This is a genomic window from Corynebacterium pseudodiphtheriticum (assembly GCF_023509295.1).
Classification (GTDB): Bacteria; Actinomycetota; Actinomycetes; order Mycobacteriales; family Mycobacteriaceae; genus Corynebacterium; species Corynebacterium pseudodiphtheriticum.
In genome coordinates this window covers 197,945-210,437 of record NZ_CP091864.1, presented here as the reverse complement: position 1 = coordinate 210,437, position 12,493 = coordinate 197,945, and the positions used below count along the sequence as shown (strand labels likewise).

The following is a 12,493-nucleotide window of genomic DNA, read 5'->3' as shown; positions in this document are numbered from 1 at the left end:
ATGACTGCACAAAATTCCCGCAACTACACCAAGCTGGCCGAAGTCCCCGATATGTCGAAGCTGCTGCGCGGCGTCGTCAAGGACACTCTGCCGGTGTTGGGCACCAAGCGCCACGCCACTGGTGACCCGCAGGCGGCGTTTGAGGTCGCGAATTTCACTGTAGACCGCGAGCACCTGGCCGCCTATACCCGCGCGACTGGCCTGCGCTATAGCAGCGAACTGCCGATTACTTACCCGTTCGTGCTGTCCTTCCCGCTGTTTTTGCAGGTGATGCTGGCGCCGGACTTCCCGTGCCGGGCGGCCGGTATGGTGCATCTGACCAACGAGATTGAGCAGACCCGCCCGCTGCGCATTGACGACGAACTGCCCCTGCGCGTGCACGCGGAAAACCTGCGCCCGCACCGTAAGGGCTTGTTGGTGGATTTCATCAGTGAGGTCTCTGTCGACGGTGAGCTGGTTTGGCGTCAGACTTCGACGTTTTTGGGCATGGGTGCGAAGTTTTCTGCGCAGACGCCGAATGAGGTGCGCACCCGCGGCGAGGATTCCGGCTCCCTGCTGGAGCGGCTGGACGTTGCCGACGAGACCGCCACGGTGAACTGGAAGGTGGACCGAGACACCATTGACGATTATGCGGAAGCCTCGGGCGATAAAAACCCGCTGCACGTGTCCAGGATCGGCGCGAAGGCTTTCGGTTTCCCGGCCCCGATTGCCCACGGCATGTGGACTGCCGCGAAGATGGTCGCTGGTTTGGAAGGTGAACTGCCCGGCGCGCTGCGCTACACTGTGGAATTCCAGAAGCCAGTGATCCTGCCAGCCCGCATCGCGTATTACACCTTCCGCGGCGAAGGCGCCCAACCAGGATCCGCTACCAACGCCCCGGCGACCAACACCCCAGCTACCTGGAACGCACAGGTAACTAAGGGTTCAGATCCGAAGAAGGTGCATGCCATCGGCAAATTCGAGGCTCTCAGTTAGCACTCGACTAGCGCTCGGCTAACTCTCAACTAGCTCTCAACTGGCACCTGCCGGGAGTTTTATACTCCTCACACACCAGAAGCCTAGGCCCGATTCGCTGTTATTCTGGCGGGAAAACCCGTTCATAGATAACGAGAAAACACCACGAATCGAAAGGCCTAGGTTTTGTCGTCTCACAATAATTCCACCGCCGCTGACTCTGCTGCTGACGCCACCGCTCACGCTGCTGCTAACAGCACTTATATCCCCGTCACCGCGGATCATTTCCGCGCGCGCCTAGCCAAAGCGGAAAAAATCGTCGCCGAGCAGAACTTGGCCGGTTTCCTGGTCAGCCCGGGGCCAGAGTTCCAGTACCTGACTGGTTCCACGTTTAGTTCCCACGAGCGCGCCACCTTCCTGGTGCTGCGTGCGGGCAAAGATCCGGTGGCTGTGTGCCCGGAGACCGACGTGCTGACGCTGCAGCAGGAAAACCTGGACGAGCTCGGTTTCCGCTTCGAGGCCTGGCGCGACGGGCAGTCCCCGTATGAGATCACCCGCAAACTGTTGGAAGAAAACAGCGAGCACAAGGCCGTAGCGGTGGCCAATGCCATGACGGCTGATCACGTTCTGCGCCTGGATGCTGCGTTGCCGAATCACAGCATCGAATTGGGTTCGGATGCGATGAGCCAGTTGCTGTTAGCCAAGGGCGAGGAGGAAATCTCGCAGCTAGCAGCCGCAGCGGCCGCGATTGACCGCGTGCACGAGCAGGTTCCGGCGTTGCTGCGCGATGGCGTCACCGAGCGCGAAGTGGCTGATAAGCTGCATGATCTGATCTTGCGCGAGCACCACAGCATTGATTTCATCATCGTCGGTTGTGGTGAAAACGGCGCGAACCCGCACCACTCGTTCTCGGATCGCGTGCTGCGCACGGGCGAGCCGGTAGTCGTCGACCTGGGCGGTGCCTTTGGCGATGGCTACCGCTCGGATTCCACCCGCACGTATGTGGTCGATGGCGCCGTCGACAAGGCCCCGCAGGAATTCCGCGATGCCTATGAGGTTGTCACCCGCGCGTTCCATGCTGCCCGCGAGGCCGCGAAACCGGGAGCGACGGCGGAGTCGATTGACCGTGCTGCCCGCGAGATCATCACAGAGGCCGGCTATGGCGAGAACTTCAGCCACCGCTTAGGCCACGGCATTGGCTTGTCGACGCACGAGGATCCGTTCTACCTGGAGGGTAATAAGCAGCAGGTGCAGGAAGGCTTCACGTTTTCCATCGAGCCCGGCATTTATGTCGAGGGCAAGTGGGGCATGCGCCTGGAGGATATTGTGGTGCTGGAAGCCGATGGCCCGCGCCACCTGAACCAGCAGCCACGTGAGCTGCGGTAATTCTCGAGCCTTCGTGAGCTGAATCTATGCCCCGGGAAAGTCTTGAAGCTTGGTTTGATCTCGGAGACGTTGCTTAAGCACGACTCAATCACATAGGCTTGTACTATCAAGACCGGTTCCGCTGCTCTTCGTAGCAGTCCAGGGCCGGTCCTCATTTTTCTTCGGTCGTTTCTAGGGGTGAAGCGCCCCAGGTTTTGTTCCATCTGAGTAGACGGGAAGATCCCGTATCATGCTGAAAAGAAACTGAGGATGCTGCGAAAGCCCATGCCGTCTTCCCAGCAGCAGACGTCATCGCCGAAAATGCACGGCCAGGCGGGGAAAAACAGACCAGATAACAACCAAAGAAAAGGCCTTGACGAGTGGGTAAAATACTGGCATTTGTACGCGCGATCCCAGAACAATTCTGGTTCGTCCCGGCCTTGTTTGTCACGGCGGCCATTGTTCTTTCGCAGATGCTCGTCAGCTTGGACCACATTGACTATGAGCTGCCGGGTTTCCTGCATGATCTGTTGTTCGCCACTGGTGCCGACGGCGCGCGTTCGCTGCTTTCTGCCGTCGCCGCGTTCCTGGGTGTGGCGGGCACGGCCTTCTCTATCACCATTTCGGTAATCAGTACTGCGTCGACGACGTATGGCCCGCGTTTGGTGCGCAATTTTATGCGTAACCGCAATAACCAAATTGTGCTGGGGGTTCTCACCGCAACGTTTGTTTATACGTTGCTCGTGTTGCGCACCATCAAGTCCGCTGACTATGGTGATGACGAATCCTTCATCCCGCACATGGCGGTCAATGCCGCGATTATTTTCGGCGTTATCGATGTTTTCGTTTTTGTCTGGTTTATCCATCACATCGCCAGTTCGGTGCAGATCGAAACTATCAGCACCCAGGCGTGTAAGGATTTTGAACGCACGATTAAAAACACCTGGCATGATCCAGACGACGACGGTGTGGAGTGCTTCCCGGCGCCCACGGAAGGTGGCGGGCTGGTTGCCGCACATCAGAGTGGGTTTTTGACTCGCATCGATTACGACATGTTGCGTCGCGATGCCGAAAGCTGCAACGTGAATGTCAGCCTGCTGGCGCGGCCGGGCGATCACATGGTGAAAGGTGCACCGCTGGCTCAGGTGTGGCCGGAGCAGCGTGCCGACGCCGTCGCCAAGGCTTTGCGCGATCACGTGCACCTCAGTGCTTCCCGCACCACGGAGCAGGATTTGCGTTTTGCGCAGCAGCAGTTGGTGGAGTTGGCTTTGCGTGCGATGGCGGGTGGCACGGATGATCCGTATACCGCGATCACGGTGTTCCAGCAGATCACCCCGGGCATTGTCACAGCGGTCAGCCGAAGCGAGGACGCGAATGTGTTGCTTGACGACGCCGGCGCGCCCCGCGTGTATCTGCGCCCGGTGACTATCCAGGAGATCGTCGATATGCCATTTGACCACGTGCGCCCGCATGCCCTGGGCTTCCGGATTGTGGCAGAGGCTCTCGTGAATCTGGCCCACCACATCCGTGCTAACGCGAAAGATCCTGCGATTGCACAAAGCGCAGAACAGCACGTCGCCACCATCCTGGAAGAAGCCCAAGACCAGCTCAGTGCGCGCGATATGCAGCTGCTCCGCGAACACGCGCAGACCAATTTTTACGACACCGCAGGCCCTGACAGCTCACGGCACACCTAACCTGAGCTAAACCTGGGTTACCCCACCAGCTTTGCGATAATGGAGTAATGACTCGCGCCACATCCACCACGCAACGCCTAGAACGCTCAACCATCCGCCACAATCTCTCGCAGTTTGTGGTGCGCTGGCGCGAACGAATCGCCGCCTAAGCACACAGATTAAACTGAGAGGAAAAGACATGAGCATCATAGACCCAGCAACAGTCAGGTATTGCCTTGCCCAGGGCATGACACAGACCGAGCTGGCGCGCGAGTACGGGGTGACCCGACAGTACATTCACAAACTGGCCAAACAGGCTGGACACCAGCCGTTGAGGACGATTGTTACCGAGAATTTTCCGTGGCCGATCAAGCCAGACTTTTACGAGAATCACCTTTACACAACGTTGAGGTCTATAGGAACATTCAATCTTGATCCAACAGCTGTGCGTGAAACCACTTTGCGCGGGGTTCGCAGCGTCCTAAGGAAGCTGCAAAACTTCAACACCGTGATCGACTGCGACCCCGGCTATCCAGCCGTACCTGGGCTGGTGAACACGCCAGGGTTTGCCTACGTGCCGCGAACAGAAAGCGATGAAAACTTCATCGTAAAAATCAAACCCGAAACAAGAATCACACCTATCGGCAGAAAACTTTGGCGTATGCCAGAAGGAGTGCCGGGAATGAGCTAAAGTTTCGGCTGAACGCCCCAAGTTTTGTTCCGTCTGAGTAGATGGGAAAATCTTCGAACTTGCCCAAGAAGATTACCCAGGATGCCCCAGGATGCCAAGGATTAAATGGTTCGTCTCGTAGAAGACCGTTCTGGCAGAGAACCTTTCGATGTACCCCGCGTGCTAAGCTGTCGCACAGAAGCTGGGCGTGTCGTGGCATATTGCTCGGCAGTGCGCTCAGTAAGCCCAGCATGAAGAAGTACAGGTTGCGCAACTCGGAAGGCACGAGTCGAACTCGTAGCGTTCCGACCCCACCTGGTGCTGCACTGCGACATTGCGCTGACTGCGTGAGTCGCTCTTGGGGATCAGCGGCGGCCCGCTGCAATGTCGACAAACTGCCGATCACGCCACGAAAGTCTTTAACATTAGTGCTTCGCGTCCGGTGGCCATGGTGGGCTCTTGGTGAGCCCCACTTCCTTCGCAGTAAACGGCATTGATGAATCCAAGGCAGCCATCGCCTTGTACTTGGTGAGAAATTGCTCGCGGCTGCCGTCGAAGCCGCCGCCCTCGATTGCCCACCACAGCAGCTGGATCGTGTCAGCGTGCTGAATGCTCCCGCCAGGCGAAAAGTGACCTCTGCGTTGCGCCTGGGTGAGCACCTTTGCCTGTTTCTTGATGACATTGGTACCGGCTGTCTCGTCGCACACGAGGATGACTTGTTCACCCGCACGAGCGCGGAGGACGCCATGGAGGATCGCCATGTGTTCTCCACGATCCTTGGGTTCAGCGTACATTTCCTCGAACTCCATTCCCAGGACAGCTTGACAGCACTGTCTGAGTTCGTCGGTGGCATCGTCCGGGATAATCTCCCTGAAGCGTTCTGGGAACCGGGGCCAGACCTCACGTGCGCGCTCAAACTGCCTATGCCGGGTGGGAGTATCCAATATCTCCAGCGCTACTGCCTCAGGCACGTGAATCTTGTTATGTCCCAGAGCGCAAAGCAACTCGGGAACGCAGTCGGTGGTAAGGAACTTGAAAATCGGTCCGGTGTCAAGGATGTGCATTACTCCGCGCCGCCCATAAGCGCCGACAGCTCCTCAGAGGTGAGCCGCTCACCTGTGTCTTTAGGGCGGGGCGCCGACACGGCTGGCGCCTCGACAGGAGTGATTCCCTCCTCAGCCAGGGCTGCCTTCGTGACTGAGGCATTGGGATCGCCGCTGAGCTTAGCGATAGTCGAGGAGGCCACGCTCCCCTGGCGGTAGCCCTCTATGGCCCGTGTCATGAGGCTCTGCGGACCACGAGGCTTGCTCGACTGCTCGACTAGCGCCTGGTAATCGGGGCGCCAGCCGAACTGAGCAGCAATCGCACCAGCAGTAATCTGGCCCCATTGCTTGTAGGTGTCGGCATTGATCACACCAGCGTCGCGCATCTGGATGGCAACCATGTGGGGAGAGGCGAGGTAAGTCTGCACGATGTCAGAAAGAGTTGCGAGCGTGACTTCCTCACCTTTGACCATGTCCGCCACGCCACTCAGTGGAACTAGCAGATGGCGGGCGAAGGCGTCCGCTTGGATCTCTTCGGGGCTACGCCGAGCCCAGTCGGCACCATCTGTCATGCTGTCAATAGTGTCGAGCTGATGATGACCAAGCTCATGAGCAAGGGTGGAGCGAAGTCGCATAGGATGCCTCGTGCAGCCCACCGCCATGAGGTGCATATCATCCAGAAGCATCGTCATGCCGTGACCAGCAGCCGAAGACCTGACGTAGGCGACACCGATTCCCACCTTGCGCTCAATGAGCCTGACCAGATTCGTAATTGGTTCTGAGCCGAGGGAGTGCTCTTTGCGGAATCTCTCGGCGGCTGCCCGTCCGATGGCCTCGTTACTCATACAAACTCCGGAATGCCCAGCTGGTCGAGACGACGTGAAACTCCGAATGCGTAGATCAGGTAGTCGGCAAGCTCCTTCGATCCATCCTCGTCGGTGCGCCCGGCACAGCGCACCTCGTCAGCGATACTGTTCGTGCCAAGCAGGTCGTCGACCAGCACACCACAACCGTCTGCGATGAGCACGAGTTCCAGCCTCGACGCAGCCCGCTCACCCTTCTCGATCCGCTGGATCGTCGGCTGCGACAGGCCGGTCTCTTTGGCCAACTCGCGCTGCGACACACCTACAACCTTGCGTGCCTCGACGATCCGTTGGCCGATCTCAATATTCACAACTGACATCTGAATCACTCCCATTCAATTTTGATTCTACACCACATGGGTTGTCATTCAGACCCCACGCCACCCCGGTGGCGCGGATGATCCATATACCGCGATCACGTTGTTCCAGCAGAACACCCCGGGCATTGTCACAGCGATCAGCCGAAGCTGGGACGCGAATGTGCCCCTTGACGACGCCGCAGGCCCTGACAGCTCACAGCACACCTAACCCGAGCTAAACCTGCGCTACCCCACCAGCTTTGCGATAATGGAGTAATGACTCGCGCCACATCCACCACGCAACGCCTGGAACGCTCAACCATCCGCCACAACCTTTCGCAATTTGTGGTGCGCTGGCGCGAACGAATCGCCGCCTGGCGCGAAACCAATGAGTCCGGCACAGAGCAGAAATACGCCCAGCAGTATTGGACAGATTTCTTTTCCTGCTTCGGTATTAACGCCACCTACCTCAATGTTTTTGAGCAGACTGCTAAGCGCAGCAGCACCGGCGGGCACGGCCGTATTGATTTCTTTATGCCCAACAAGTTGATTGGTGAGGCAAAGTCGCTGGATGTGGATCTGGATGCTGCCCACCAGCAGGCGCTGGATTATCTACGCGGCGGCACCATCAAGGAGCACCAGTGGCCGCGCTACATCATGTGCACGAATTTTGAGCAGATCCGGCTGAACCGCTTGGGCGAACAAGATGAACGTTTCGATGTCACCATCAGCTTGGATGAGTTGCTAGATCATGCCGAGAAGTTCATGTTCCTGGCTGGCTATGAGTCGGTTAGCCACCGCGAGCAAGAGCGCGCCTCCATTGCGGCTTCGGAGATCATGGCGAACTTGTTCCGTGCGCTCAACGACGATGATGTGGATGAGGCAGTCGGCGATGCTGCCCCGACAAACCCGGAGGATGAAGACGAGCGCGTCGAACAGACCTCAATGTATCTGACGCGGCTGCTGTTCTTGCTTTTCGGCGATAATGCGGGCTTGTGGCAGCCGGGCTTGTTCGCGGATTTGGTGATTAATGCCAATGGCGTCGGTGAGCTTTCTGGTGATCTGAACACGTTGTTTAATGATGTGTTGAATAAGCCGGAGTCGCAGCGTCCGCGTCGTTTGCCGGAGCATCTGGCGAAGTTCCCGTATGTCAACGGTGGTTTGTTTGCTGGTGATGTGCCTAAGGAATACTTCGATGAGCAGATGCACCAAGTGCTTGTCGATGCTTGCTCGTTTGATTGGTCTCAAATAAGCCCCGCCATTTTCGGTTCTTTGTTCCAGTTGGTGAAGTCGAAGGAAGCGCGTCGGCATTCTGGTGAGCATTACACCAGTGAGAAGAATATTCTGAAGACGATCGAGCCGTTGTTCCTGGATGAGTTGCGCGCGGAGGCTCGCCGTTTGATCAATTCGAAGTCCGCGAGCGTGAAGAAGCTGCGGGAATTCCGCGATAGTCTGGCGAACAACATCTACTGCGACCCGGCGTGTGGTTCCGGAAACTTCCTGATTGTGGCCTACCGCGAGTTACGCAAGATTGAAACGGAGATGATTGTTGCTATCCGTGAGCGTGAGGGCAGCGCGGGCAGCATGACTTTTGATATTTCGTGGGAGCAGAAGCTTTCCATTGACCAGTTCTATGGTTTTGAGATCAACTGGTGGCCGGCGAAGATTGCCGAGACTGCCATGTTCTTAGTGGATCATCAGGCGAACCGGGAGCTTGCCGACGCCATCGGTCTGGCTCCAGAACGCTTGCCGATTAATATCACCGCGCACATTCACCACGGCAACGCCTTGCAGTTGGATTGGGCAGAGATTCTGCCAGAAACCAGTGGTCAGACCTATATCTTTGGTAACCCGCCGTTTATTGGGCACCAGACAAAGACGAAGTCCCAACGAGCAGATCTTAAAACAGTCTGGAAAGATGACTTTGATGGTTACCTGGATTACGTCACCGGCTGGCACGCACAAGCACTAAACGTACTACAGACGCGCCACGGCGAGTTCGCCTACGTAACCACGAATTCGATTACACAAGGCCAGCCGGTTCCTGCTCTGTTCGGCCCGATCTTCCGAGATCATTGGCGCATCAAGTTTGCCCACCGTACGTTTAGCTGGGATTCAGAAGCCCCTGGCAAGGCTGCTGTGCATTGTGTGATCGTCGGATTCAGCCGCAATACGGATGTAAAGCCACGTCTATGGGACTACCCAGAATCTCGCGGTGAAGCAATCACAGTACCGGTTGACCGTGCAATCAACGCTTATTTAGTCGATGGTCCAAATGTATTAGTAACAAAAAGCAGCAAATCCATTTCTGGGCTTCCGAAAGCGAGCTTTGGAACAATGCCCATTGACGGCGGCAATTTAATCGTTGAGGCTGAAGACTATGCTGAATTTGCGAATGATGCGGTAGCCACAAAATATCTTCGTCCATTCCGTGGTTCAAAAGAACTCATTCGAGGACTTGACCGCTGGTGCTTGTGGATGGCCGACGAGAGCTTCGACCCTTCTGATCTTCAAAAATCAAAGCTTCTCCACGACCGTGTTACCGCATGCAAAGAATTTCGTGAGTCGAGCACTCCAAGTGGTGATGCTTATAAACACCGCAATACGCCGCATTTATTTCGAGGGAATAAGCACCGGCCAACATCAGAATATCTTTGCGTTCCCCGCGTAGTAAGTGAAAACCGTTATTTTTTCACCGCAGCACAATTATCTGCTGAAACAATAACCAGTGACAGCGCATTCACTATTAGTGACCCTTCTGGACTTAGCTTTGCGCTAATTTCGTCATCAATGTTCTTGACATGGCAACAAACGGTAGGGGGACGGCTTAAATCAGACCTACGATTCTCCAGCACTTTGTCCTGGAATACTTTTCCAGTACCGGACCTCGACATCACTAGTAAACAACGAATCATCACAGCCGGCCAGAAAATTCTCAAAGCACGCGAACTACATCCTGAGAGATCACTTGCCGACCACTACAACCCGCTCGCCATGGATCCGGCTTTACTTAAGGCCCACGATGCCCTCGACAAGGAAGTCGATAAGGCATTCGGATCCCCTCGTAAAATAAATTCATTCCGTCAACGACAGGAGATTTTATTTGCACATTACTCAAGATTATCTTAATATATTTGATTTTTCTATAATGCACGAAGAAGGAATTCTACATGTGTGAAATGCCAACATCCCGATCCCATGATGACCAGAAGCTCACATCTTTAGTAGAACGGCTCATCAACAATCGATATGAAAAGTCGTGGTTAGAGTTCAAACAAAACCTAAGCGATCCAGAAAAAATCGGACAGTACATTTCCGGACTTGCTAATGCTGCGACTCTAGCCCAAGAAGATTACGCATATTTGATCTGGGGAATCGAAGATGCATCTCACAAAATTGTAGGAACGTCTTTCAACCACGAAGAGATCGTCGCGAAAGGAAATCAAGCACTCCAACCGTGGCTGGCAACCTTTTTGACACCAGCTCCAGAATTCAGTTTTAAATATACGCAAATCGACGGATCCAAAGTCGCCATACTCCAAATTTCAGCAGCATCGTCCAACGCTATTCGATTCAAAGGCATCTCATGGGTTCGGATTGGGAGCCACCTAAAAAAATTTCAAGATCACCCCGCGGAAGAGATTCGCTTTTACAAAATGCTCGACCGCGCCCCTTATGAATTGCAGCAAGCTTTAACAGGTCTACCTGCTACAGACGCTATTAGTATGCTCGACGTATCTTCTTATTATCGCTTGCAGGGTCGATCCGATGAAACAACATTGAGTGTAATAGTAGAAGATTTTCTACATGACAAATTGATTTCTCAACAACCAGATGGACTTTTCTCCATCACCAATCTTGGCGCGTTGTTATTTGCTCGGGATCTTCGAAATTTTGAGTTTCTCACACGGAAAGCTCCCCGCGTAATCAAATACAACGGAAGCAATAAAATCGATGCTGAGAAGGAACAAATTGGAATAAAGGGGTATGCATCAGGTTTCGAAGGGCTCTTAGAGTTTATCCAAAATCAGCTTCCATCAAATGAGCACATAGAAACTGCCTTACGGAAAACCGTAAGCCAATATCCGCCGGTAGCCATTCGAGAAATTGTAGCTAATGCATTAATTCATCAAGATTTTTCAATCACTGGTACGGGACCTATCATCGAAATCTATGCCGATAGGATTGAAATCACAAACCCTGGCACACCACTTATCGATGTAAACCGGTTTGTCGATGCACCGCCTCGTTCGCGCAATGAAAGACTCGCAGCCATGATGCGCCGTTGTCGCATTTGTGAGGAGAGAGGAAGCGGCTGGGATAGAATCGCAGCAGCAATTGAGTTCCACCAACTTCCAGCTCCATCCATACAAATCACCCAGCCGCACACTACCGTAACACTATCGTCTCCAAAACCATTAACTGATATGGATGACAAAGAGAAAATCAGAGCAGTTTATTTGCATGCATGTCTTCAGCGTGTAAGTAATAAAGATACGAGCAATCAATCCGTTAGAGAACGGTTTGGATTGAGCAATAAGCAAAGTAACAGAGCATCAACCCTCATTTCCCTAACATTGGAAGCTGGACAAATCGTCCCCAAGGATCCTAAAGCAGGAAAGAAGCTTATGCGGTATTTGCCTTTCTGGGCAGCCGAATCCGACTTCTTACATGAGTAACAATCTATCTTGAAAGAATACCCCCGTGATCTGCAGGTTTCTTTTTCCATAGTATTTTCCGGGTAGAACTAGGACTTCCCCATTACGTTGTTAGCAGTTCCGCCCGGAGGAACCCAGGATTCATACTCCTAGCCCCATACTGAGGCAGGTTATATTTATTTACGATCTTTCTGCTTTATGGCAGTGGAACTAGCCGCTGGCTTCGGTATGGCTTGTTTTGGTCCCTGCCTGACCATATTCCGGGAATAAGAAGCTAGCTAACGATGAAGAAATTCAAACACACCTCACCACCTCTGTGCCTTAAGCAATTATCACTTGCACCTCGTAGCCGTCCTTGTCCGAACCAGCCAGAAACGCCTCGGCCTGGGCCTTAACCAAGTCGGTCACACGCTGCTGCGCCCGATCCAACAAGCCATTCTGCTTAGCCTTCTCCTCAGCTCGCTTTTCTTCGCCGTCCAAGAACTCCGCATAATTTTCCACCCTGACCTGATTCAAAGGGTTGAATGACTGGTCATATACCGTCACGGACGAGGGCTCAATTTCATTTGAGAGGATCTCCGCCTTAGAAACCTTGATGGTTACGGTGCTGGTGACGTCGTCGATGCTCACATCCGACTTCTCAATGTTCTTGACCCCTGCCTTCACCACGCCGTCGTAGGCAATAAGAAAATGCTTTCCCGTCAACGGGACTCTCAGCCCCAATGCCCTCCAACCGTCCTCCTCGAAGCGGCCAACGGCGGAATACGAGTACTGCTCAACGGCCATTTCCGAAATGTCCTCGAGGGTGCCACCGATACCAGTCGAAGTAATGGAGCGGGTCGGCTCCTCCAACAAGCTCATCTTATTGAGACCAAAGAGAGCTCCCACCGTCAGAACAATTCCTACCAGCAGGCCAACTACAACTTTCAGCACACCCGACATTCCGCCGCTTACCTCCACGCGTC

Annotated in this window: 10 protein-coding genes; 6 read left to right on the top strand and 4 right to left on the bottom strand. The window is 54.5% G+C overall.

Annotated elements, in window-relative coordinates:
* From L9H78_RS00910 to L9H78_RS00895, 4 genes are all read left to right on the top strand, one after another.
* Positions 1-975: a MaoC family dehydratase gene (locus L9H78_RS00910; RefSeq protein ID WP_249620193.1), complete on the top strand. Its 975-nt coding sequence runs from the start codon at positions 1-3 to the stop codon at positions 973-975.
* 165 nt (positions 976-1,140) lie between these two features.
* Entirely contained in the window at positions 1,141-2,340 is a 1,200-nt protein-coding gene (locus L9H78_RS00905; RefSeq protein WP_249620192.1) for a M24 family metallopeptidase, read from the top strand.
* A 359-nt stretch (positions 2,341-2,699) separates the two neighbouring features.
* The gene (locus L9H78_RS00900) at positions 2,700-4,016 is read left to right on the top strand and encodes a DUF2254 domain-containing protein (RefSeq protein WP_249620191.1); all 1,317 of its coding nucleotides are present in this window, start codon (positions 2,700-2,702) and stop codon (positions 4,014-4,016) included.
* A 178-nt stretch (positions 4,017-4,194) separates the two neighbouring features.
* Positions 4,195-4,686 carry a helix-turn-helix domain-containing protein gene (locus L9H78_RS00895; RefSeq protein ID WP_249620190.1) on the top strand — a complete coding sequence of 164 codons (492 nt, stop codon included), beginning with the start codon at positions 4,195-4,197 and terminating at the stop codon, positions 4,684-4,686.
* A gap of 404 nt (positions 4,687-5,090) precedes the next feature.
* Here L9H78_RS00895 and L9H78_RS00890 read toward each other — a convergent pair whose 3' ends face one another.
* The 3 genes from L9H78_RS00890 to L9H78_RS00880 form a co-directional block, all read right to left on the bottom strand.
* Positions 5,091-5,636: a PIN domain-containing protein gene (locus L9H78_RS00890; protein WP_249620189.1), complete on the bottom strand. Its 546-nt coding sequence runs from the start codon at positions 5,634-5,636 to the stop codon at positions 5,091-5,093.
* Between the two features lie 92 nt (positions 5,637-5,728).
* Positions 5,729-6,553, bottom strand: coding sequence for an ImmA/IrrE family metallo-endopeptidase (locus L9H78_RS00885; RefSeq protein WP_249620188.1), 825 nt, complete (start codon positions 6,551-6,553; stop codon positions 5,729-5,731).
* A complete protein-coding gene (locus L9H78_RS00880) occupies positions 6,550-6,906 on the bottom strand; it encodes a helix-turn-helix domain-containing protein (RefSeq protein ID WP_249620187.1) in 357 nt (118 codons plus the stop codon). The genes L9H78_RS00885 and L9H78_RS00880 overlap by 4 nt, the downstream gene beginning before the upstream one ends.
* Positions 6,907-7,146: 240 nt before the next feature.
* On the opposite strand from L9H78_RS00880, the gene L9H78_RS00875 reads away from it, so the two are divergent.
* Positions 7,147-9,999, top strand: a complete 2,853-nt coding sequence (locus L9H78_RS00875) for a DNA methyltransferase (protein WP_249620186.1) — start codon at positions 7,147-7,149, stop codon at positions 9,997-9,999.
* A gap of 41 nt (positions 10,000-10,040) precedes the next feature.
* Complete coding sequence (locus L9H78_RS00870; RefSeq protein WP_249620185.1) at positions 10,041-11,549, top strand: ATP-binding protein; 1,509 nt, start codon at positions 10,041-10,043, stop codon at positions 11,547-11,549.
* Positions 11,550-11,849: 300 nt separating this feature from the next.
* Here L9H78_RS00870 and L9H78_RS00865 read toward each other — a convergent pair whose 3' ends face one another.
* A complete protein-coding gene (locus L9H78_RS00865) occupies positions 11,850-12,488 on the bottom strand; it encodes a DUF4230 domain-containing protein (protein WP_027017376.1) in 639 nt (212 codons plus the stop codon).
* Between the last annotated feature and the right edge of the window lie 5 nt (positions 12,489-12,493).